Raw genomic sequence first — 23,048 nt, 5'->3', positions numbered from 1 at the left:
GAAATAGAGAATGATTATTATCGACAAAAACAGTGATTCATTTATTGCAAAAAAATACTGTGGCGGAAAAGGGTTAAATCTCTACATTCTTGGAAGAGCAGGACTTCCAGTACCAGAATTTAAAGTACTTACACCACACAGTTTTAACCACTTTGCAAAAACGAGCGGACTAGACATAAAAATAGCGGACATACTTCTCATGGACATAAGTGAAGAAGACAAAGCAAAGCAAATTGAAATATTGATTGATCAAACTCCAATAGATGAAAAGCTCACAGCGTTTCTCTTAGAACTTAAAAGAGGCTTTGGAGATAAAGTTATCGCCGTTAGATCATCGGCCCTCGATGAAGATGGAGGCGCCCACTCTTTTGCAGGTATGCTAGAGAGCCATCTCTATATCAGCGAAGAAGATAAATTCTTAAAGGCCATAAAAAAATGCTGGACCTCGGCCTTTGGTCATCGTTGTTTAAGCTATAGAAGGGAAAACAATCTTAAAAATGAAAATATTCAAGTCTCGCTTGTTATTCAAGAAATGATTGATCCTGATAAAAGTGGAGTTATGTTTACAGCAAACCCTGTTACAACCAGTGGTGATGAGATGCTTATTAATTCCGTTTATGGTGTTGGCGAGGGTTTGGTAAGCGGACTCTTAGATGCCGATACATATGCACTTAATAAAGAAAACGGTGCCCTTAATAATCAAGAAATTGTAAAAAAAGAAAAGAAACTCCTCGCTGATCATATAAATCAGGCACCAAAAGAAGCCAGTGTTCCTGACTCTTTAATGGATGCTTCATCTCTTAATAGTACCGAACTGGGGCAATTATATATACTTGGTATGAGGATTGAAGATTTATATCACTTCCCTCAAGATATTGAATGGGCCATAAAAGATGGAAAGATCTATATCTTGCAAGCAAGACCAATTACGACAGAAGTAGCTTGTTCAAAAGGACAACTGTATATGTGGGACAACTCCAATATTGTCGAAAGCTACGGAGGCATAACAAGGCCATTAACGTTTGGTTTTGCCCATTATGTGTATCACCAAGTGTATGTTCAATTTTGTGAAGTCTTAATGGTCCCACACAAGCATATAAAGGAAATGGATTTTTTCTTAAAAAATATGCTCGGACATTTCAATGGTCGTGTTTATTACAATTTATTAAACTGGTACAAACTGACAAGTATTCTACCTGGCTACAAGTACAACAGGGCCTTTATGGAAACAATGATGGGGACAAATGAGGCCCTTCAAAATGAGATCGCTGACAGAGTAAGACCTCCATCATTTCAAAATACTTTAGGTTCTAAAATTAGAAAAATTTTAACGGGAATGAAGTTTTTTTACTTCCATCTTAATGCACAAAATGTTGTCGATAATTTTCTCGATTATTTCTATAAAACTTATGAAAAGTATAAGAAAATTGATTTTGAGTCCATGCCAGCGGACGCCATCTATCTTAAATACCATGATCTTGAAAAAGAAATGCTATGGCGCTGGCATGCTCCAATCATTAATGACTTTCTATGTATGGTGCACTTTGGAATATTTAAAAAACTCACAGAGACGTGGCTATCACACCTAGGGGCAAATTTCCATAATGATCTTCTAGCAGGAAATGGAAATCTTGAATCAGCCATGCCGACAAAAGAGCTCATAAGGATTGCGGGAGTTGTTGAAAAAGACATTGAACTCAGAGAATTTCTCTTTGAACATGACAATGATATTTTAATTGAACTTTTACGCCAGAGTAAATTTCAAAGTTTCCATAAAATTGTCACAGACTATATTGATCGTTACGGTTTTAGATGTATGAGTGAGATGAAACTTGAACAAAAAGACCTTTACCAAGACCCTTCTCTTTTCTTTATATTTCTAAAGAATATCATCAACTCTGGTCAAACTGATTTACATGAATTTGAAAAAAGAGAAAAGGCTATCAGAAACAATGCTGAAGAAATGTTATCAAAGAATATTTCTGGTCTTAAAGGATTGATCTATAAATGGTCGCTAAAACATGCAAGAAAGGCCGTGATGAATAGAGAAAACACACGTTTTTGTCGCACACGTGTCTATGGAATTGTGAGAAGAATGTTCTATGCCATTGGCAGTGACTATACAAAAAGAAATATTATCGACAATCGCGAAGATATCTTTTTCATTACTCTACAAGAACTTAAGGCCGGACTTGAAGGAACAATGCCGACACGAGATTTAAGAGCGCTTATAAATATTCGAAAGAAAGAATTTCATGAGTATGAAAATAGCGAAGATCCTAAACCACGCTTTCATACTCGAGGTCCTGTTTATTGGCACAATAATATTTTTGAAGAACCAACACCTATTGAACTTGGAGATTTGAAAGAAAATCAAATGCGCGGTATCGGCTGCTGCCCAGGAGTTATTCGAGGCGTGATTAAAGTAATCAACGGTCCAGAAGACGACTTAGTTTTAAATGGAGAAATTGTTGTCGCTAAAAGAACTGACCCAGGCTGGATTCCGCTATATCCATCGATTAGTGCCCTCCTTGTGGAAAGGGGCGGACTACTCTCCCACTCTGCCATAGTGGCAAGGGAAATGGGACTACCAACAATTGTAAGTGTGAAGGATCTGACAAAGAGATTGAAAAGCGGTATGATGGTTGAAATTAATGGAGAAACAGGATTAATCGAAATCCTTAGTGAATAAAGGCCTAAAAGTGGAAAAAGATTTTTGGATAGAAGCATGGGATAAAGGCATGACTGGTTTTCATCAAAGTGCCCCAAATAAAGTGTTAACAACTATTGGACCAAAGATATTTAACAAGACTAAAAATGTTTTTGTTCCCCTATGTGGAAAATCTCTCGATATGCTATGGCTATTAGAGAATGGCCACAATGTCATTGGAGTTGAAATTGCAGAAAAGGCCGTAGAGGATTTTTTTATTGAAAACAGTCTTTCTTTTGAAATTGAAAAAAATGAAAAATTCTCAATTTATAGAAGTAAAAATATAGCTCTGTACTTGGGCTCTTTCTTTGATCTCACAAAAGAAGATCTTGGTAAATTTGACGTATATGACAGAGCAAGTATTGTTGCACTTCCAAAAGAGATGCGACAAAAGTATGCGCAACATCTTTGCAATCTTTCAAGTGGAGATACAAAGATTCTTATGCAAACTTATGAACAGACTCAAGTCCCTGACGTGGGCCCGCCATTTTCAATTTTAGAAGATGAAATCATGAACTTATTTGAGAATCATTATTCGATTGAAATTCTTAACAGAGGTGATTCTGTCGTTCCTAAACGCCATCAAAATGCAGGTGCAACAAAAACTCAATTTGTTGTCTACCATTTGGCTCAAAAATAAAAAAGGCCCTTTTAGAGGGCCTTTTCATTTTGAATTTAAAACTCAAATTATAATTTAAATTCAGATGGAAGCGGAAGTACAGATCCTTCGATATATTCAATATCAAACATCGACTTCTCATCACTTTCTACATCAGAAACAGTATTAAGAGATCTTGAAATCGCTTCTGAAAGACTTACTGACTTTGAAAGCTCAGCTGCAACTACAGCTCTTTCTTTATTAACGATACCAGAAGTTTTAACTTTTCCACCTAACCAAGACTTCACATCAACTGTCGCCATGATAATTTCTTTTACTTGAACAGGCCTTAAGGCCGAGTTTTTTTCAAGAATAAGAGCGGCCACATTCGCTACATAAGGAGCAGCTTGTGAAGTTCCCGATACTTTCAAGTATTGATCCCCTGGAACGGCCGATTCAATCGAAACACCAGGAGCAGCAACATCAACTTCTCTTTCACCGTAATTTGAAAAAGGAGCTAGTGAGTTAAAATCAAGTGTTGCAGCAACAGAAATCTCATTTGGAGCTTGAATATTTGTTGGTGAAGTTGGGTATAAATCATTATTCATACCATCATTACCAGCAGCAAATACAAATAGTGTATTTGGAGCAGCATCCATCATTTTACGACCATTTTCGACAAGTTGATTTACGAAATATTTTGCATACTCATCTACTTGTTCATCAGATGGCTTCGTTCTAAGAACATCTTTAAGAACCATTTCTACAATTTGTTTTGCTTGGTTAAATCCTGTACCAAATGAACCGTTGGCAACATCGGCCTTGTGTCCATCAACGTAAGCAGCGATCTCTTCCATCATTGTCATCTGTGCCTTGGCCAGTTGCTTAAGTCCCATTTTAACCAGCTTCTCGCCTAGTCCCTTATCAGTTGAATTTACAGACATAGGGAAAAAACTAGCGGCCTTATCACCTGGAAGATTAACTTCTGTAGGGATAAGTTTTACAGCAAACATTTTTGAACTTTGAATATCACGAGTAGCAATACCTGCAACGTGAGTTCCGTGCATAAAGTTACCATACTTAGAAATGCGAGCGATAAAATCAGCATCATTCACTTTTGCTCTTACCCAACTCATTTCTTCTTCAGTTACAGTTCCAAGAAACATTTTAGTTTGAATAGCAAAGAAGTTTCTAATGTCATCATTTAGAAGACCTAGGTACTTGTAATCGATAACAAGATTATTACCTTCAGCGAAGTTCCATCCATAAATATCGTCTTGGTAGCCATTACGGTCTTCATCACGATTATTCACAGTAGTATCTACAGAGTTTGTCCATGCAATTGGGGCGATATCTTGGTGCTTCATATCAGTACCAGAATCAATAATAGCGATTGTAGCGGCCAAAGATTGAGTACTCATTGTGGCCAAAAATAGTGTTGTTAAAAGGGATTTCAACAAAGTGTGCTCCTTTTGAATATAATCTTGATTTTCAGATTGCGTGTATCAAGTTAGAATTATGTCATTCTCGCTAAAGCTATGTAAACTCTCATTTTCTAACACTAACGCGGAGACATATAAAGATGACCCAAAGTGTATTAATCACAAGAAGAATTCCTGAACTTGCTATGAAAAAATTGAAGGAGCAAGGCATCAATGTCATCGAAAATTCAGAAGATAGACCACTAAGCTCCAGAGAACTTCACGATCTCGCTCAACGCTCTACAGGTCTTATCACGATGCTTAGCGACAAAATAGACAAAGATTTTCTTGCGGCCAATTCCCACTTAAAAGTCATCAGTAACTTCGCTGTGGGTCACAACAATATTGACAGTGCTTTTGCTAAAACCCTAGGCATCCAAGTGGGCAACACTCCTGATGTTCTCACTCACGCCACGGCCGAGTTGGCCATGACTCTATTGCTCGCTTGTGCTCGCAACTTGCAAAGCGCCACTCAGAATGTCAAAAGTGGTCAATGGAATAATTGGGAACCAATGGGTTTTCTTGGAATGGAACTTTATGGCAAGTGTGCTGCTATCATTGGTGCTGGTCGCATAGGTCAGCGCATGGGAGAAATATTAAATAAAGGATTTGGCATGAACATCCTTTACACGGCCCAATCAGATAAAAAAGACTTTGAAAAAAGTACACAAGCAAGAAGAGTCGAGCTCAATGAGGCCCTACAAATGGCCGATATTGTCAGCGTTCACTGCCCGCTGACAGAAAATACACGCAATCTATTCAACCAAAAAAACTTTGCCCTAATGAAAAAAGGATCTATTTTTATCAATACCGCGCGCGGGGAAATTCATGATGAAAAGGCCCTCCATCATTTTTTAACAAATGGAACTCTCTTCGCCGCAGGACTTGATGTCACCAATCCAGAACCCATGAGTATGAACAGCGAACTTTTAAAACTGCCAAATTGTCTTGTTCTTCCCCATATTGGCTCGGCCACGGTCACCGCCCGTCAAGAAATGGCCCTCATTTGCGCAAGAAATATCATCCAAGGATTAAATGGCGAAAAACTCGAATGTTCAGTAGTTTAGACGCTAAAAATAAATAAGAAACATAGTGAAATGTTAAAATTTTAAGGTTCTCTTAATTTTATAGGCCATTAAATCATTTATAATTTATGAAAAGACTATTAACAAAAATAAACAGGTTATGTGATGTATGTTGAAATCTAAAATATTGGTGGTCGATGATAATGAAGATGTTAGGGTCCTTGTAAAGAAGATCCTAGATCCTAGTTATACCGTAGAGGCCGTGGCCTCGGCCGAAGAGTGCTTAGAAAAAGCATGGGAATTTAAACCAAATTTGATCATTTTAGATATCATGCTTGAAGACTCAAGTGGGTACGAACTATGCAGCCAACTAAAATCTAACGAAGAATTAAAAAATGTACCTGTGATTTTTCTCTCTGCAAAAACAGGCAGTAATTCAAGAATCACCGGATACAAACTTGGTGCCGTTCACTACTTGGAAAAACCATTTGAACCTGAGGAATTAAGAGAAGTTGCCAACACTGTTCTTCGCAACCTCAAAGTCGACACTCAACTTGAGGTCGTCGACTACAATGACATCTCATTGAATATTCCATCTCAAGAAGTATTAATTAAAGGTGAAAAAATTCATTTTACTTCAAGTGAGTTTAAAATCATTCACCTGTTGTTAAAAAATGCACAAAGAGTTCTATCGCGCGAAAAAATTCTTAATCACATCGCTCCTGGCAATGATAGAGTCAACGATAGAATGATCGATACCTATATTTCAAGTATTAGAAGAAAAATTCGTCCTTCAAATTTCGCCATAAAATCAGTCTATGGTGAAGGATATAAAATCGTCTCACTTTAAAATAATACGCTAATAGCCTGTATTGAGGGAGTTGTTAAACACTCCCTCTACATTCCAATTTTCAATCCATATTTATACTTCTTCACATAGTTCACATGATCTTTTTGTTTAATATGATCAATAGCTAAGGAGTTCTCATCATGGGAAGAAGTAGAATACTTATTGTTGATGACGACCTTGATTACGCTAAACTCCTTTCAAAAATTCTTGAAGGAGATGGCCATGAGGTCTGCTATTTTAACGATACTGATAAGGCCTACAATGAAATGAATCAAAATCCAAAATTAGATTTGATTCTCATTGATGTTATGATGCCAAGTCGTAATGGGTTAGAACTTTTAAAACAATTAAAAAGAAATCAACTTACGAACAAACTGAATATTGCAATTTTAAGTTCAAGTAGTAATGAAAAAATAGTCAATGATGCTTTTGAGTCAGGGGCCACCGATTATATTTTGAAAAATCAGGACAAAACCTGCTTATTAGAGCGAATCAATCACAATATCCTCTCACCGATGAAGGCCACTGAGTGCTACATTACTCTTTATGAAGTGACTGACATTATTAACGATTTTAAAATTGTTCACTTTAACGAAAAAAATATAGAATTATTAACTAAAGAAGAGTTGCCATTACAATCACATATAAAACTCAAGAGCCGAGGTCTACGTCCTTATACCGGCAACATAGATGTCCTCGATTGCATCGTTGAAGATTGCCAAATTGAAGATGATCTCATTCACATAACCTGCAGACACAATTACAAACGCGCAAGTTGACCATAAGACATGCATGAAAAAGAATCCAAAAACAAAGAGATTCCTATGAAACACCAAATCCTAATTGTAGAAAGTCAGAAAGAAGTTCTTGATGATTATTTAGAAAAAATTAAAATCATCAATACAGATCTTCTCACAACAAGCAGTAGTGAAACAATACATCAGTTCATCGCTATAGGCGTAAGTAATATTAACGAGGCCCTCAATCAAATTGGCTCTTACAACTCTCCATTTGAAATTATCCTCTTTAGTAATCTCGATGTCACAGAGGATGAGTTGAAAGATCTTAAAGAAATCAGAGATACTTATACGCTAATAGAATTTCTTTTTGTCTCAAATGATGGTCCCGGAAGACTCGAAGAAGTATTTAGAGAAATTCCACCTCATGGAAAATTAACCTATCAACATGCGAATTTAGACTACCTTACACTCAAACAGCTTCTGCTAACTTTAAGTGAGAAATTTAATGTCGAAAAACTAAAAAATCGTCTTCTTGCTAGAATTTCGAATGAATTTAAAACTCCACTGACGGCCATTTTAGGGTTTGCAGGACTCACCAGAGAGCGCGGTGCTGTGGCCAGTGAAGTTATGTATAACACCAATCTTATTATGAAAAATGCTCGTATTCTCAATGAACTTGTTGATGATTTAATCACTTCAATTGAATTAGAATCAGGAAACATGACTTTAAAATTGAAAGATGTAAGTGTACAAAACTTCCTTAGAGACTTACGACCTAGGGCCTATAAAATGTTGGATAAAAACAACAGACACATCCAACTTATTTTTCGAGACTCTCCTCGAGAGGCCACTGTAAAAATTGATGAAACCCACTTTGGAGAATGCTTACTACAAATTATCGCCAATACCATTGGACATACACCTGAAGGAACAATCTATATCGGCTTCCAAGAAGATGGGGATCATAATAAATTTATCATTGAAGATTATGGGATCAATAAATATTTAAATAATGAAAATATTTTGAAGGACAAAAGCTTACTTTTTAATGGACACATGGGAATCAATGAGACGATCACTGAACTTCATCAAGGGAGCATTGATATTACCTGTGATGAAGACAAGACAACTATAGCTCTTTTATTGCCCCGACTGTACGCGGCCTAATTTTCTTCTTGAGAGAGTAATGAAAATGGCAACAAAAGAAAGAACCACAAAGCTCCATGGAAAGTTATCACTATCAGAGTAGGCGACACTTCCACAAAAGCCTCCACCCGATGACTTGGTGACAACCTCGGCCTCTGAAGATAATGGAGAGCGAACAACTGTTGTATCGTCTCCCACACTAGAATCGGCCACGGTGTCTTGGGCCAATAAAACCGCTTCATAAGCGTCGACTATACCTGCGCCACAATCTTTGCCGTAACAAGAGTAACTCTGATTAGCAATTTCTTTAAGAATTGACTTATATTGATTTGGATACAAAGAATCATTCACTGACATCATAAGGGCCACGACTCCCGATACAATTGGGGCCGCCATACTTGTCCCAGAATAAGAAGTGTAGGACTCGTTAGCAGCAACAGACGATCCTGAGTTCATAAGACTGTAAATATTTTCACCAGGGGCCATGATATCAACATTTGATCCAAAATTTGAAAACGAACTTAGTGACCCCTGATTATCACTACTGGCCACACGAATAACGCCATTGCAATTGGCGGGGGTAACATCATTGCTATCAAGATTCAAAGAACTATTTCCTGCCGCGACGACAACAACAGATCCTCTACTTCTTGCATCGTTAATGGCCGATTGAAGATATTGCGGACAAGTACCTTGACCACCTAAACTGAGATTGATGACTTTTGCAGGAGTTGAATTTGTGGGAACTCCACTTACACTACCACCAGAGGCCCAACGAATGGCATCTGCAATATCGGAAGTGTAGCCCCCACATCTTCCTAGAACACGCACAGGTTGAATTCTTGAGCCCCATGAAACGCCAGCGACACCTTTGCCATTAGCTGTATTGGCCGCAACGATACCAGCAACGTGAGTACCATGCCAGCTTGAAGACTCATAATATCCTTTGTAACAAGGATCTGTTGAACTTATATAATCACCAGTATCAGTAGGATCACTATCACGTCCTCCTCCATCGCGGGCCATGTCAGCATCACTAATGAAGTCATAACCAGGAACAATTTTTGATGAAATATCCGAATGGGCCGTGATTCCCGAGTCAATAATTGCGACAACAACAGAAGAACTACCAGTTGTTATATCCCATGCCTGAGGAGCACGAATGGCCGCACCAGAGTTACCAAGTGCCCACTGAGAATAGTAGTAAGTGTCACGACTACCAAAATCTTGACCTGGGATTGTAAAACGATTGAGGACAATATCCTCTTCTACATACTCAACATCATCAGAGGCCACAGAGCTCGATGAAATTAATCCTGAAGTTGATTTTTGAATTTCACGTGGATCATGGGAGAGGCGTACAATTTTTTCAGAATTTTTGTATTTAATAATGAACTTTTTAGGAAGAGTATTGGCCCACGTTTCAGTGGACCAATGACTACCAACAAGGAGTATTCCAAATACCAAAACATTCTTCATCCGTGAATCCTTCAAGGTTCCATCCTGGTCCCTCTTGCCATTTATTAAAGCACGTTTCATGCCAAGTGCAAGTCACGATATATTGAAGATTTACCCATAATTATCTTGGCCCTAGAGTCAAAATGTCGGTGGTTGGTGTTGAACGTCTGACACCACTAAATTTTATGGGAAATAAAATTGGAAATAAAAAAGGCCAGGATTAACCTGACCTTTTAAATCTGTAACTGTTTTGTGAATTTTAATTAAAGACTTTTTAGAGCTGCGATGGCCGTGATACGCGTAACATCTTCTCCGCGACACTCACCCATTTCACATTTCTTTGGCTCGCGACAACCTTTATCTTTGTTGTAAACATAGTCATCTTCACCACGAACAAGGATCCCTTCAACTTCACCAGTTTCAGCATTGAATACTGCTGATCCAGAGTTCCCACTGAAAGAATCAGTATTAGCTTGGAAGAAGATTTCATTATCAGTGTTTCTTACATAAGCACCGTCAGCTACTTTAGTTGGAAGACCCGTTGGGTGACCGATAAGAACAAGTCCTGTTTCTTTTTCGATCTCTCCTTCAGTTCTTAACTTTAGTGGTTTTCTTCCTTCTACTTTTCTATCAAGCTTAATTACAGCGTAATCCATTTTCGTCCCTCTATTTAGGTCGCGAGAAATGATTTCGCTGCAGCTGTAAACATCTTCTTTTGTTACTGTGATTTTATCATCTGCAGAATCTTTATGAGCGATTCCAAAAACCCATCTTTGTGACTTACAATCCCACTCGTTCTTCACACAGTGACCAGCAGTCACTAAAACATCTGGGGCCACTAGAAAACCAGAACATGTTGAAACTGTTTCTTGTTCTGCAAATTTTTCTGAAGCACAGATTCCTCTTTGAGCTAGAGTTCTTCCCTTGAAAGAGATTGTGCCATCTTCTTGTTCTACGATACTTCTTTCAGAAACCATACCTGCTGTAGATTCAGCTAGTTCGAGGTATAACGGGTCAGTTACCTCGTAAAGATCTTTACGGTTATCATCTCCGTAAATCACTTTATCTACTGCGATTGCTTCCGTTGCCATTGCTAGTAGTGCGATTGAAATTATCATCCTTAATGCCATTCGTGTCTCCCCGTATAGAGCATTGTCGTGGTGTTGAGGCATTAAACAGTTGGCACACGATTATGACAACTTACAAGTTCTTACATTAGTTTCACTAAACCTAACACTAACACAAACCTAATAGTTAAAAATAGCGCGTCATTCACAAATTTTGTGACAAGTGCTTGAAATGACAGATTCGCCATAGTCTTACTTTTAAAAACCGACAAAAACAGTCGCTCAAATGTAATAAATTGTTGGAAATGACATGTGATTTTCTGTCATTAATGTTCAGTGTTGTTCATGGTTTTAGGATCAATTTTCAGTCAAGATGACAGAAATGACAGACGATTTCTTAGCGGTGAGAGAATTTCCACTTGCGGCCATCGGTATCGGTGGCAAAAAAATAGGATAGTGGGCCTATACCCCGAATTGGGCCTACTATCTCCCCTACATCTTGACCCTCTGCAAGAAGTCCAAAGCGATAAGCAAAGAATTGGGCCTTGTTGGCGAGTTCACTGAGCTCTTCTTTGGAATCAACAAAGAAATCTACCATCATATTCATATTGGCAGGATTTGAACGCGGATCATCGAAGATGATTATAGAAATATCATCGGCAATTAGACGTACGCCTTCACCAGCACTTTTAATTTCCATCTCTAGGAGCTCAGACAAAAAATGTGCTAGTTCTGTTTTATTTTTTGAATAAAGGGCAAGTTGCCCAAAACGAATACTCATACAAAAATGTTAACAGGAGATTATTTTAAAGGCCAGAAATAGCGCTTGCTCTCATAACGGCTTCACCGTCACAAGTTTGTGCCGTACAATGAATGACTTTATTGCATCTCAAATCTTTATCATAGGAAAAATCGAGATGACCTCGCGTAAGAATTCCTTCAACAAGTCCTGTGTCTTCATTAAGCACAGGTGAGCCTGAATTACCCACAAAAGTATCGAGATCAGTGGTGAAATAATGATCAAATTCATTATTGATAACATGGCCATTAAGCGCGACTTTAACAGGTAGGCCAGAAGGATGACCTACGGTAAACAGCTTAGCATTGTCGCTAATAAGCTCATGAGATTGAAGTTTAAGAAAAGGGCGACCTTCAACTTTGCGATCAAGTTTTACAATAACGTAATCAATTCCTTTTTCAGAATCTTGTTCTTTGTGGAGGACTTCTTTGCAGTCATAGACATTTCTTTTTTCAATATAGGCATGTCCACGAGTATGAAGGATATCGGATTTAAAGTCGAAGACCCATGAATAGCCTCTACATTTAAATGAACTTTTAAAACAGTGAGCTGCACTAATAAGCGTATCTTCACCAACAAGAAACCCAGAACAATCCAATCCAGACATCTCATCTTTAAACATTTCTTCTTCGCCTGGGCACAGATTGCGAAGTGTTTTATAGTCTTTCGAGGTTAATTTATAGAACGCTGTTTGTTCAAAATCCTTAAGCATACGTTTATTAACTTGTGCGGCCGTTGCACGAATTGTACGCAGGTGCATGGCCTTTAGAACTGGAGAATTGGCATTATAGCGATCATCTCGGCCATAAATGGCCTTATGAATATTCACGGCCATTGTAAAATGACAGGGAATAAGAAGAAGAATAAAAATAAAAAGGCCCCAATTTCTCATGGGGCCATCATATAGGAAAATGAAAAATAGACACTATACGAGAGTGAAATTGAATAAATTACACGCTCTAAATTACAGATTTTCCACAAAGGCCTTCGCATAATTAAAGACTTTTGGGTCGTGAAGACGAATGAGATACTCATTGCCATCAGGAAGATCCTCAAACCACTTTGTCAAAAGACCAAAGTGAAAAAACTCACTATCTTTTTGCGCCAATTTCTTATCGGACAACCCGGTGAGTCCTTGTAAAAAAGACTTGCGAGAAATCCCTAAAACCCATTTTTTTTGCAGCCCTTGCTCTTCATTGAAATGGCGAATTAACAGTGACAATTCATTTAGAAGAACTATATTTTGATCGCTTGATTTGCTAAAGCCAAAACATGGATCAAAATACAATCTATCACTCACGCCCATTCTTTCAAATTCTTCACAGGCCACAGAAAAAGTTTCTAAAATATCTGAGGCCTCAAGATCATCAAGAAGATATCTCATATGATCACATGTCTCTTCTCGAGTTGGCACATGAGTATGACTGTAAACCACATTGGCCTTAGGGCAAGATACAAAAAGTTCTCTTAGTTCATCATCAATGACACCAGAGACATCATTAAAAATTAATTCAGAAGGGCCAAAGGGCATAAGAAAATCATAAACCTTTTTAAAAACCCATGGTCTATAAGAATCAATAGAAATGCGCTTGCCTTTAATCAAATCTGGGCGCTTCTCAACAGTTTTAAAAAGTAAGTTTTCAAATCGCGCCAATTCTTCATGATTTGAAATGGCGTGATTCATGGGCGCAGTGCTTTCGGCACCGAAGTCAAAAACATGAACGCCATGAGAAATCATGGCGTCTAATTTATTTTCAAGTGATGCTTGAGAGCTTAACTCTCCCCCATCAGAAAAAGAGTCGGGAGTGAGATTAAGCACTCCCATCATTTTGAAATTATCCATAATTAAGCGATCGCTGGATCGTCCTTACTTTGTGGTTTTTCATCGCTAGCTTCAGCGTTGTTATTAACTACAGTATCTGTATCAATTAATGGAACACCAATATCTTTTCCATCAATAAGATCTTGAACTTGTTTGTGATCTAATGTTTCCCAAACAATAAGACCTTCAGCAAGACGATCAAGGGCCCCTCTGTGATCAATAAGAATTTGCTTCGCAAGCTTATAGTTATTATCAATTAAAGCGTGAATTTCACCGTCGATCTCTTGGGCCGTCTTCTCAGAGTAACCAATTGATTCCATCTGGCGTCCACCAAATGGATTTGATCCAGGATTAGAGTAATTTCTAGGCCCCATTTTCTCACTCATCCCCCATGAACAAACCATGTGGTGAGCAATTTGAGTGGCCTTTTCAATATCGTTTGAAGCACCATTTGTGATTTCATCAAACACAATTTCTTCAGCACAACGCCCACCCATAATAAAAGCAATCAGGTTTTCACCTTTTTCTTTTGTAAGGTTAAGACGATCTTCGCTTGGCAGAGTTTGTGTAACACCAAGGGCGCCACCACGTGGCATAATTGATACTTTATGAATAGGATCAGTCTGCGGCAAGTGCATACCAACAAGAGTGTGACCCGCTTCGTGATAAGCAGTGATTCTCTTTTCAGCATCTGAGATCACCATTGATTTTCTCTCTGGTCCCATTAGAACTTTATCTTTGGCCATTTCAAAATCACTATTTGAAAGTTTTTTCTTGTTATGACGAGCGGCCATAAGTGCAGCTTCGTTAACAAGATTGGCAAGGTCAGCCCCCGTAAAACCAGGAGTTCCTTTAGCAATAACTTCAAGATCAACATCTTCATTAAGAGGTGTTTTTCTTGTGTGAACTTTTAATATACCAAGACGTCCGCGAACATCTGGAGGTCCAACTGTTACACGTCTATCAAAACGACCAGGTCTAAGAAGAGCAGGGTCTAGAACGTCAATTCGGTTTGTAGCAGCTATTAGGATAACACCTTCATTTGATTCAAATCCGTCCATCTCGACAAGAAGTTGGTTAAGTGTCTGCTCACGCTCATCGTGACCACCACCCATACCATGTCCTCTGTGACGACCGACAGCATCGATCTCATCGATAAAGATGATACATGGAGCATGTTTCTTACCTTGCTCAAATAAATCTCTTACACGGCTCGCCCCAACCCCAACGAACATTTCTACGAAGTCTGAACCTGAAATAGAAAAGAAAGGCACGTTAGCTTCACCTGCAACAGCTCTTGCAAGTAAAGTTTTACCTGTCCCTGGAGGACCTACAAGGATAACACCCTTAGGGATTTTCCCACCAAGAGAAGTATATTTTTTTGGATCGCGTAGAAAGTCTACAACTTCTGCAAGTTCTTCTTTTGCTTCTTCAACACCTGACACATCAGTAAATGTTACCTTCTTATCATTTGCTGTAAGCATTCTCGCTTTTGACTTTCCAAAACTCATGGCCTTGCCACCACCAGATTGAATTTGGCGCATGAAAAAGAAGAAGATAATTAAAAGAATAATCATCGGTCCCCAATTAATGAGAAGAGATTGGAAAAGGCCTGGCTTCTCATCTTCTTCGTACTCAGGAAAGATGCTGTTGTCTTTCAAAATTTTGAAAGTCTCATCACCTGTACTTCCCGTTAAACGGAAGTAAGAACCATTGTCGTAAGAGTCTTTGAACTTACCAACGATTGTATTTTTGCCGCGGAAAGTTACATTTTCCACATGTTTTGATTCAACCGCCTGAATGAAGTCAGGATATTTAATCGCTTTAATGTTTTGTGGTTTTTCAGTAGCGACTTTGGCAACCAAGGCCATCATCAAAACCAAGAAGATCCACATAAGAACGGTTTTTTGTTGTTGTTTCATTTCTTTCCTTAAAAAATTGCAGTTTCTAATCGTCCCTAAAATTAAGTAATTGGCTACTATTCTATGGGGCCATTCACGAAGAATCAAGGATTTCTCATCTAAAATGATATCGGATTTAGGAACGTCAAGATGAGCTATTTCAATTATTTTAGAAAAAAGAAGACTTTTTTCCCATTATTACTAGAGCTTCGCTGTGCGAAATATAGGCGACCAAATGATTCAACATAAAGATTATTGTGAACCATTAATAATGTTTTTAACGGATGATTCTTTAACGCAGAGTCTTTTTTTGTTGTGACAAATAGCGGAATATATCCGTGAGGAATCTGCGTTTCTTGTACGAGAGAATATTGTTCGCCTTCTTTTAGAAGAACAATCATCTGGGCAAGAACATAAAGGCGGACACCACCACTAAGATGCAAAGGCCCCATCTTGCCATGGGCAATCATTTCGTTCACTTTCAATAATTGAGTGTGAATCTTCCCCTTTGTCTTTGATGATAATCTTTGTATATGAGATTTTAGGCGTTCAAGTTCATTATTTGAAAGCCCACTTCTTTTATAAAAAAGATAAGAATAATGAGGGGCGAGATATTCATGAACATCAGTATCAGTTGCCTTATGCACTTTGCTATTGGCCCAAAGAACATAGTTTTTTAGGGCCTTTGGATATTTTTTAACAAGTGGTTTAATGATTTTTTCGCGCAGATAATTTCTCTCGAAACATAGATCTCTATTAGAACTATCCTCAAACCATTTAATGTTTTTAACTTTGGCATAAGAGACAATTTGCTTTTTGGTCAGACACATTAAAGGTCTTGCTTTATTTCCCGCCAAACAGGCCATCCCTAAAACCTCTCTGGCCGATGAGAACTTTTTCATGAGATGCCATTCAAAAGAATCATCAATATGATGACCAAGACAAAGATGGGATGTTGGCGTCATTTGCGAATTAAAAAAATCATAGCGCAGCTTTCTGGCCATCATTTCAAAATTGGCCATATCATGTTGCAAATTTAAGTGGGTCACATTTAATGGGACATCGTTGTCGAGACAAATCTTTCGAATATAGCTCTCTTCGCTATCGCATTCTTTTCTTGTGCCGTGATTTACATGGAGACAGGTTAACTTTTGAAATTTACCCCAATTTCGTAATTGAAGCAGTAAATGAAATAAAACCATAGAGTCAACACCTGCACTCAGTGCAAGATAAATATGACCATTGGCAGGATATAAATGGTGCTTAGTCATAAATTCATGGACATAGAAAGCATGGTGATCAACATTACTCATAATGAATTTATAGCACAGCAAAACTAGAGGTGTCATTTCTTGGTTTTTTTATTTACAGGCCTATTTTAATTGGGATTAAATGAGGTCACACACAGGAAGACATTATGAAAAAAACCGCAATCACTCTCTTTATTTTAATATCAGCTCTCACCACTGGCCAAACATGTTTTGCGCAGAGCTTTTCTAGAAAAACAGTATTGAGCTCAAAGGGCGTCATCGTAGGAAATGATGATGAGAACAATACAATTAGTTTCAAAGGTATTCCCTACGCCCAGGCCCCAGTTGGCAAGCTTCGATTTAAGGCCCCGAGACAGACAAAACCGTGGATCATGCCTTTGATGGCAAAAAACTATGGAAGCGCATGTAAGCAAATAGGAAATATCTTTGCTGTAGAAAGTTCCTCAGAGCTGTCAAAACCGTATGGTAGTGAAGACTGCTTATTTCTCAATATCTGGACGCCTAAAAAGACATCTGCGAAAAAACCAATCTTTTTTTGGATTCACGGTGGCTCAAATTATAAAGGAAAAAGTTCAGACCCAAATTATCGAGGTGCCTATTTTGCAGATCGCCACGATGCGGTTTTTGTTTCTGTAAATTATAGACTTGGTCATTTTGGTGCATTTTTAAATGAATACACACCGAGCACAGAACAAAAAGATCACTCTCCTAACCTTGTCACCCTTGATCTTATTAGTGCTCTTAAGTGGATAAAAGAAAACGCTAAGGCCTTTGGTGGTGATGAAAATAATATTACAATTGCAGGTCAAAGTGCGGGTTGCATGAACGTTTGGGGCCTTATCCAATCCCCTATGGCCAAAGATCTTTTTCACAAAGCAATCTGTAGTGCAGGACTGCCCAACACTTACCCTATGACACTGGCCAAAAAGAAATCAGAACTTATTGTTCACAAGCTCATTGAGAAAAAGTATCCCAATATTGATGCCAAAGAATTTATCAAAGGAAAATCAAAAGAGTGGATGAACGACTTTCTACAAACAGTTTCTGCAGACGATATTGTGGCCATCGATCTTGGCCCTGTTCCCTTTCAACACTTCAATGATGGTATCGTTCTACCACGCGGTGGCTGGGCCTCTTTGCTTGCAGGACAATTTAATCGCGTCCCTCTTATGATTGGAGCAACTAAAGACGAGTTTTCGGCCGTTGTGGCCGGGGCGACGTTAAAAATAAATATCGAAGAACTTTTTGATCTCATGATTGATGAAACAAAACCAGAGTTAGAATTTAATGACCTCATCACTATGAAGTCGCAAAAAGAATATGCTCTTCTTGTACAGAACGGTACAGCGACACTGCATGCACTACTCGATAGTATCAACGCGTATGTGGCCAATTTTGTGCCTGCCCTTTATCGCTATCACTTTGAATGGAATCAACTGCCAACACCTTGGGACAAAGTACTAGGAAGCTTGCATGGAATGGATGCGATTTTCTACCTTGGAAACTTTGAAAACAATAGACCTAACTTCGCTAATTTTGCATGGAATGAAAACAATAGAGAATCCCGTGAAAAAATGCGTGAGGACTTTGCAACGTATATTGACGGCTTTATTAAAAGTGGCAATCCCAACGCTCATTTAAAAGAGGATCTCATTGCTTGGCCTATGTGGACAATGTCGCCTTTAAAAGACAGAAGACTTTTACTCAACGAGAAGAGCGTCTCTTCGAACGATTATATCCATTACCCAATATTAATTAACACTCTGAGTGAAGTGATAAAATATATTGAGAAATTCTACGACAATATTTTTTATCAGGATTAACAAAGAGCGTAAGTATAAAAAAATTCATAACTTTTTGAAATATTATTGTTGACAGAAACTCTGGGGAACTTTAATATCCGATGTACAAAATGAATGGCTTGGTAGCTCAGTTGGTGAGAGCGATGGATTCATAACCCATAGGTCGGCAGTTCAACTCTGCCCCGAGCCACCATTTCTTTTTAAACAAAATTTTTCTTTATATATCAAGCTCCTCTCTAGGAGCTTTTTTTATTTAGCGCTAAGTAATTCCCTTTCTTTTTTTCTTTTTGAAACCTAGGCCCTTTGCTAAAATGAACGCGAACTCATTAAGAAGGATTCCTAACTTGAAGACGATACTCGCCTTTATTTTACTACAGCTCTCTGTGAGCGCTCTTGCTCTTACCTATAAAGATCGTCCTTACGATAATAGTGATTGGCATAAAATTTATGAAAAACATAATATTACTGTTTATTCCCACAAACCAAAAAATAGTGCCCTCGTAGTCTTTAAGGCCGTAGGTGTGTTAAATGCTCCCCTAGGCCCAATTCTTGGCAACCTTCGTGAAGTAGAAAAAACAATTGAATGGGCACCAAATATGTCAGAGAAAACTTTATTAAAAAACCACTCTGATGTAGAGGCCATAACCTACAACGATAATGATCTTCCTTGGCCAGTGACAGATCGCGATTTGGTTTTAACAAATAAATTATTTCTCGATGAAGAAGAAGGATACCTAATTGTTGAGACTCGCTCAGTGGAATTTCCAGGGGCCCCAATAAAAAAAGATAGAGTTCGTGCTGTCATTGAGTATGGAACCATGGCCTTTAGACCAGTAGATGAAAAGAACACATGGGTTGAACTCATTATTCTTGTTGATCCAAAAGGCTCTATTCCGAAATGGCTTGTCAACATCATGCAACAGAAGATGCCTTATGATTTTTTAAAGTCACTTGAAAAAAGATCTAATGAGTTTTCTCCTGAACAATTGCCTGGCATTACTGATTTAGAGAAAAGATTGAGAAAAATTCTAGAAAAAAAAATGGCCCATAAAGAATAGGGCCATTTTTTTAAGATTATTTACAAATTTTCTTAACTTGTTTTTCAATTGTATTGATAATCACTTGCAGTGAAGGTTCAATTTTTACTGAAGGAGCTTCATAAGTTTTGTAGAAGTAGCTACAAACTGTCCATTCAGGGATCACTTTTTCAATTTCATCTTCATCGTTAGACAAAATGGCCTTTTGTGCAACTAGAGCGGCCTTTCGAAGTTCTGATTCTTTAATAAGTCCACTGGCCAGAAGATTAAGCCCTAGATCTGCCGAAGTTAAATATGACTTTTGATTCTCATACAACTTGGCCCCTTTTTCTTTTGCAAAAGGAGACACAGAGTAAACAGTATGGATATATGAAGTGATATTTCTTGTTGGAAATTCTTTTTCAATTGTGTTGTATACAAGAGCATCATACTCACCATTATCACCGATCATGACAACGTCATTGTACTCAGGCATGGCATTTAAAATTTCTCTAATTGTGGCAATTTTAAAATCTTTTGTAGAAATGCGTGAACTCTCTCTACCTTTAACAACGCCAACAGGAAAGTCAGACATTTGAATAAATTCTCGACCAAGAGATCTTAAAGACCCAGGGGCCCCTGTTACGTAAACAAGTTGAGTCTCTTCAGAGTGACCAAGGCCTTGATTGCTTACACAAAATTCAAACTTATCCCCTTCTAAATCTTTGCAAAGAAGAGCATTATAAATATAGCTTAGACCTTCATATTGATTTGTTAATTTAAGACCATCAACTTTTGAACCCTTAACATGAGTTCTTTTAATCGTATCGTCGATATCGGAAATAATAAGAGTTTTAGCGTTTACACTCATTTGTAAAAGGGCCGTTATGGCAAGCGGCAATACCCAAATCTTTTTCATCGTAACCTCATGTCTATTTATTAATTGTGCAAAAATTAACACATAGCGTTAATTAAAAATATATCCTATAAAAAAGTTACGGCCCCCGTAACCGTTTGAGAAGTCAAAACATTGATATTTCCTCGCTTTAACTGTCAAATTATGCCATAGTGTGACCTATGGAAAAGATTTGGCAACCATCTGATATTGAGCTCTTGTATGAGTCCGACGAGTTTGTTGTGGCAAGAAAGCCCGCACATCTAGTCGTTCATCCCTATAAGGGCAGAGGCGCAGCTAAGAGTGAAGGCTCTTTAATGGCCCTAGTACGCGATAAAGTGGGCCAGCTTGTCTACCCCATTCATCGTCTGGATGGCCCTGTTTCTGGCCCCGTTCTCTTTGCTCTTAAAGGAAAATATGTGCCCTTGGCCCAAGATGCTTGGCATAGTGAAGATACAAAGAAATGTTATCAAGCACTGGTAAAAGGTGTACTGCCCGTATCTGGTGTCTACGATTTTGAACTTAGAGAAAAAGGTGGCTTTAAAAGAAAGGCCATTACTATATTTGACCCCATTAGACCTTATGGAGATTGCACCCTCGTTGATATCGAAATTAAAACTGGGCGCAAGCACCAGATTCGCCGTCACTTCTCGCGCAGAAGTCACAATCTTATTGGTGACGTAAAATATGGAAGAGGGCCAATCAACCACTACTTCCAAGAACACTACGGACTCAACAGACTTTTTCTTCATTGCCATAAATTTAAAATCACCCTAAGCAATGGGGTGCTCATAGATGTAGATTGTCCGCTTGATGAAGAACTCAATGAAGTTTTGGCCAAACTCGACAAAAATCCTTTTCATTTTGAATATTTGCAAAGCGAAAAGGGTCCATTAAGCGAAAAATTAGACGAATTATCTCTGTAAAAATTACAAGTTTACAAGAGTTTAAGCTCATTCTCTGCTATAAGCGAGGCTAATAACAAACATTAGTTATCTCTCAGGGAATTACGTGAGCATTAAACACCTACTACTCGCTTCTCTTTCATTGGCCGCTCTTAACGCCAATGCGACTTCTCAAACACTGCAGACGAAACTTACTGACACCATTGAAAATGCGAAATTTAATTTTGCGATGGTAGGAACAAACCTAGAAAGTGTGAATAACAAATCAAGTGTTATCAACACAAGCATTGGTTTAGAGGGAAGCTTCAATGTGGCCGAAGGTTTAAAAGCAAACTTTAACGGTGAATTAAATTTTGGTACAGGTTCTTCAAATAGCGTATACGAAAATAATCGCGTCACTGCCTATGATGGAACACGCCTAAGAGACGCTTATCTTTCTTACAACTACCAGGACTTCATCTCACTAAAGGCCGGTGCCATTAATCAAGGTATCCAACAGGCCCCTCTAGTGGTTGGAAAAAAATCATTTCTAGCAATTAACGAAGAAATTAAATTCAATATCAGCGAAATTGAAGTTTTCGCTGGAGCAACTCAAGCAAAACCAAAATCAGAAGCAAATAAAGACGGTATTGGAAAAATTGAAGATGGTTCACCATTTTTTGCTCGTGAATATGTGGCAGTAAGAAGCCAAAGAAGTGACCTTACACTTGAGGCGACAGTTGGTCACTTTGCCTATGACAAACTAAGTACAGACGCAGCTTACAATTCACAGTTCTATGGAAATAGTGTTTTTGGCCAATCAAAAACGAATGCTGAATTCAACTACTCATTTGTCGGCTGGGACATGTCTGTACTGGCAGATTTTCATTTAACGAGGAACTTGGATCTTCATCTAGGTGTCCATCAAAGTATTAACAACGGTGCACCTACTGGTCAAAACAGGGGACAAATCCTGATTCTAGGCGCGAAGTACACAAAAGAAAACTGGGAAACCGAACTTAGTTTTAACGCCATTAAAGTAGAATCTGATGCCGCACCTTCGATTTACTTGAACAAGGCCCATGAAGGTAATTACGAATCGAATCTAACGTCTCTGTCTTTTAAAAACATCTCAAATGATCTCACTGTAAAAGTAAAATATCTAAACGCTACACCAATCAACAATAATTTCTACCAAGATAAACAAGAAATCATCGAAATTGAACTAAGGAAGGGATATGAAATTTTCTAAAAGCTTACTACTAGGTTTAAGCTTTGTGGCACTATTTGGTTGTTCTGCAGGAGTCGAAGAAAAAAAAGAGGCCCTTGCAACAGCACAAACAGAGCGTCTTGCTCTAACAGGCCTTAGAATTGAGTCAGTCCAAAAATTGCGTGAATCCGATACATCTCTTCACACAATTACTTCAAAAACCTATACACTTTTTGCATGTTTTAAAGAAAGCGCACTTGGGAAAAGAGTTCAATACAAGAAGTTCACTATTAGTGGCATCGACTTCCCAGCAGAAGTTAAGGAATCTACAGTAGAAGGATGTATTACTTGGGACGAAAACGTCACAATGGAT

Annotated in this window: 20 protein-coding genes and 1 tRNA gene; 12 read left to right on the top strand and 9 right to left on the bottom strand. The window is 38.2% G+C overall.

The window, feature by feature from the left end:
* The first annotated feature begins 10 nt into the window (after positions 1-10).
* Together M899_RS16080 and M899_RS16075 are read left to right on the top strand one after the other, a co-directional pair.
* Positions 11-2,692, top strand: a complete 2,682-nt coding sequence (locus tag M899_RS16080; RefSeq protein WP_021272562.1) for a phosphoenolpyruvate synthase — start codon at positions 11-13, stop codon at positions 2,690-2,692.
* The gene (locus tag M899_RS16075; RefSeq protein WP_052610374.1) at positions 2,685-3,350 is read left to right on the top strand and encodes a hypothetical protein; all 666 of its coding nucleotides are present in this window, start codon (positions 2,685-2,687) and stop codon (positions 3,348-3,350) included. The genes M899_RS16080 and M899_RS16075 overlap by 8 nt, the downstream gene beginning before the upstream one ends.
* Positions 3,351-3,397: 47 nt before the next feature.
* Here M899_RS16075 and M899_RS18090 read toward each other — a convergent pair whose 3' ends face one another.
* Entirely contained in the window at positions 3,398-4,768 is a 1,371-nt protein-coding gene (locus M899_RS18090; RefSeq protein WP_052610373.1) for a S8 family serine peptidase, read from the bottom strand.
* 122 nt (positions 4,769-4,890) lie between these two features.
* Between M899_RS18090 and M899_RS16065 the strand changes: the two genes are divergently transcribed.
* The 4 genes from M899_RS16065 to M899_RS16050 all read left to right on the top strand — a co-directional run bounded on the left by M899_RS16065 (position 4,891) and on the right by M899_RS16050 (position 8,571).
* Positions 4,891-5,856, top strand: coding sequence for a 2-hydroxyacid dehydrogenase (locus M899_RS16065; protein ID WP_021272563.1), 966 nt, complete (start codon positions 4,891-4,893; stop codon positions 5,854-5,856).
* A 127-nt stretch (positions 5,857-5,983) separates the two neighbouring features.
* Complete coding sequence (locus tag M899_RS16060; protein WP_021272574.1) at positions 5,984-6,664, top strand: response regulator transcription factor; 681 nt, start codon at positions 5,984-5,986, stop codon at positions 6,662-6,664.
* 140 nt (positions 6,665-6,804) lie between these two features.
* Positions 6,805-7,443, top strand: coding sequence for a response regulator (locus M899_RS16055; protein WP_021272536.1), 639 nt, complete (start codon positions 6,805-6,807; stop codon positions 7,441-7,443).
* Positions 7,444-7,488: 45 nt separating this feature from the next.
* Positions 7,489-8,571: a sensor histidine kinase gene (locus tag M899_RS16050; protein WP_021272571.1), complete on the top strand. Its 1,083-nt coding sequence runs from the start codon at positions 7,489-7,491 to the stop codon at positions 8,569-8,571.
* Here the strand turns inward: M899_RS16050 and M899_RS16045 are convergent.
* The 7 genes from M899_RS16045 to tilS all read right to left on the bottom strand — a co-directional run bounded on the left by M899_RS16045 (position 8,545) and on the right by tilS (position 16,910).
* Positions 8,545-10,029, bottom strand: coding sequence for a S8 family peptidase (locus M899_RS16045; protein ID WP_021272543.1), 1,485 nt, complete (start codon positions 10,027-10,029; stop codon positions 8,545-8,547). The two genes, M899_RS16050 and M899_RS16045, sit on opposite strands and share 27 nt — an antisense overlap.
* A gap of 242 nt (positions 10,030-10,271) precedes the next feature.
* The gene (locus M899_RS16040; protein ID WP_021272573.1) at positions 10,272-11,138 is read right to left on the bottom strand and encodes a trypsin-like serine peptidase; all 867 of its coding nucleotides are present in this window, start codon (positions 11,136-11,138) and stop codon (positions 10,272-10,274) included.
* Positions 11,139-11,472: 334 nt separating this feature from the next.
* The gene (locus M899_RS16035; protein WP_021272545.1) at positions 11,473-11,856 is read right to left on the bottom strand and encodes a hypothetical protein; all 384 of its coding nucleotides are present in this window, start codon (positions 11,854-11,856) and stop codon (positions 11,473-11,475) included.
* 25 nt (positions 11,857-11,881) lie between these two features.
* On the bottom strand, positions 11,882-12,766 hold the full coding sequence (locus M899_RS16030) for a trypsin-like serine peptidase (RefSeq protein WP_021272535.1): 885 nt from the start codon (positions 12,764-12,766) through the stop codon (positions 11,882-11,884).
* 72 nt (positions 12,767-12,838) lie between these two features.
* Positions 12,839-13,702: a dihydropteroate synthase gene (locus M899_RS16025; protein ID WP_021272542.1), complete on the bottom strand. Its 864-nt coding sequence runs from the start codon at positions 13,700-13,702 to the stop codon at positions 12,839-12,841.
* 17 nt (positions 13,703-13,719) lie between these two features.
* Positions 13,720-15,618, bottom strand: coding sequence for an ATP-dependent zinc metalloprotease FtsH (ftsH, locus tag M899_RS16020; protein ID WP_021272531.1), 1,899 nt, complete (start codon positions 15,616-15,618; stop codon positions 13,720-13,722).
* 143 nt (positions 15,619-15,761) lie between these two features.
* Positions 15,762-16,910: a tRNA lysidine(34) synthetase TilS gene (tilS, locus tag M899_RS18085; protein ID WP_021272569.1), complete on the bottom strand. Its 1,149-nt coding sequence runs from the start codon at positions 16,908-16,910 to the stop codon at positions 15,762-15,764.
* A 104-nt stretch (positions 16,911-17,014) separates the two neighbouring features.
* Here tilS and M899_RS16010 point away from each other — a divergent pair, with 104 nt between their 5' ends.
* The 3 genes from M899_RS16010 to M899_RS16000 all read left to right on the top strand — a co-directional run bounded on the left by M899_RS16010 (position 17,015) and on the right by M899_RS16000 (position 19,728).
* On the top strand, positions 17,015-18,691 hold the full coding sequence (locus tag M899_RS16010; protein WP_021272565.1) for a carboxylesterase family protein: 1,677 nt from the start codon (positions 17,015-17,017) through the stop codon (positions 18,689-18,691).
* A 95-nt stretch (positions 18,692-18,786) separates the two neighbouring features.
* Positions 18,787-18,863: transfer RNA gene (locus M899_RS16005), tRNA-Met, on the top strand.
* 151 nt (positions 18,864-19,014) lie between these two features.
* Positions 19,015-19,728 carry an START domain-containing protein gene (locus M899_RS16000; protein ID WP_034730003.1) on the top strand — a complete coding sequence of 238 codons (714 nt, stop codon included), beginning with the start codon at positions 19,015-19,017 and terminating at the stop codon, positions 19,726-19,728.
* 16 nt (positions 19,729-19,744) lie between these two features.
* On the opposite strand, the gene M899_RS15995 is transcribed toward M899_RS16000, so the two are convergent.
* Entirely contained in the window at positions 19,745-20,605 is an 861-nt protein-coding gene (locus tag M899_RS15995; protein WP_021272527.1) for a phosphatase domain-containing protein, read from the bottom strand.
* 158 nt (positions 20,606-20,763) lie between these two features.
* Here M899_RS15995 and M899_RS15990 point away from each other — a divergent pair, with 158 nt between their 5' ends.
* From M899_RS15990 to M899_RS15980, 3 genes are all read left to right on the top strand, one after another.
* Positions 20,764-21,507, top strand: a complete 744-nt coding sequence (locus M899_RS15990) for an RluA family pseudouridine synthase (protein WP_021272567.1) — start codon at positions 20,764-20,766, stop codon at positions 21,505-21,507.
* Positions 21,508-21,592: 85 nt separating this feature from the next.
* A complete protein-coding gene (locus M899_RS15985; protein ID WP_021272549.1) occupies positions 21,593-22,717 on the top strand; it encodes a hypothetical protein in 1,125 nt (374 codons plus the stop codon).
* The coding region (locus M899_RS15980; RefSeq protein WP_021272553.1) for a hypothetical protein at positions 22,704-23,048 on the top strand (345 nt) is incomplete at its 3' end. The genes M899_RS15985 and M899_RS15980, both read left to right, overlap by 14 nt.

It is taken from the genome of Bacteriovorax sp. BSW11_IV (genome assembly GCF_000447755.1).
Lineage (GTDB): Bacteria > Bdellovibrionota > Bacteriovoracia > Bacteriovoracales > Bacteriovoracaceae > BSW11-IV.
Note: the sequence above shows the minus strand (reverse complement) of the source record. Positions and strands in the feature narration are given on the sequence as shown.

Bases quoted from the DNA above. Each gene is read 5' to 3' on its own strand.
- M899_RS16080 (WP_021272562.1), top strand. From the start codon at position 11: ATGATTATTATCGACAAAAACAGTGATTCATTTATTGCAAAAAAATAC.
- M899_RS16065 (WP_021272563.1), top strand. From the start codon at position 4,891: ATGACCCAAAGTGTATTAATCACAAGAAGAATTCCTGAACTTGCTATG.
- M899_RS16060 (WP_021272574.1), top strand. From the start codon at position 5,984: ATGTTGAAATCTAAAATATTGGTGGTCGATGATAATGAAGATGTTAGG.
- M899_RS16055 (WP_021272536.1), top strand. From the start codon at position 6,805: ATGGGAAGAAGTAGAATACTTATTGTTGATGACGACCTTGATTACGCT.
- M899_RS16050 (WP_021272571.1), top strand. From the start codon at position 7,489: ATGAAACACCAAATCCTAATTGTAGAAAGTCAGAAAGAAGTTCTTGAT.
- M899_RS16045 (WP_021272543.1), bottom strand. From the start codon at position 10,029: ATGAAGAATGTTTTGGTATTTGGAATACTCCTTGTTGGTAGTCATTGG.
- M899_RS16040 (WP_021272573.1), bottom strand. From the start codon at position 11,138: ATGGCATTAAGGATGATAATTTCAATCGCACTACTAGCAATGGCAACG.
- M899_RS16035 (WP_021272545.1), bottom strand. From the start codon at position 11,856: ATGAGTATTCGTTTTGGGCAACTTGCCCTTTATTCAAAAAATAAAACA.
- M899_RS16030 (WP_021272535.1), bottom strand. From the start codon at position 12,766: ATGAGAAATTGGGGCCTTTTTATTTTTATTCTTCTTCTTATTCCCTGT.
- M899_RS16025 (WP_021272542.1), bottom strand. From the start codon at position 13,702: ATGATGGGAGTGCTTAATCTCACTCCCGACTCTTTTTCTGATGGGGGA.
- ftsH (WP_021272531.1), bottom strand. From the start codon at position 15,618: ATGAAACAACAACAAAAAACCGTTCTTATGTGGATCTTCTTGGTTTTG.
- tilS (WP_021272569.1), bottom strand. From the start codon at position 16,910: ATGAGTAATGTTGATCACCATGCTTTCTATGTCCATGAATTTATGACT.
- M899_RS16010 (WP_021272565.1), top strand. From the start codon at position 17,015: ATGAAAAAAACCGCAATCACTCTCTTTATTTTAATATCAGCTCTCACC.
- M899_RS15995 (WP_021272527.1), bottom strand. From the start codon at position 20,605: ATGAAAAAGATTTGGGTATTGCCGCTTGCCATAACGGCCCTTTTACAA.
- M899_RS15990 (WP_021272567.1), top strand. From the start codon at position 20,764: ATGGAAAAGATTTGGCAACCATCTGATATTGAGCTCTTGTATGAGTCC.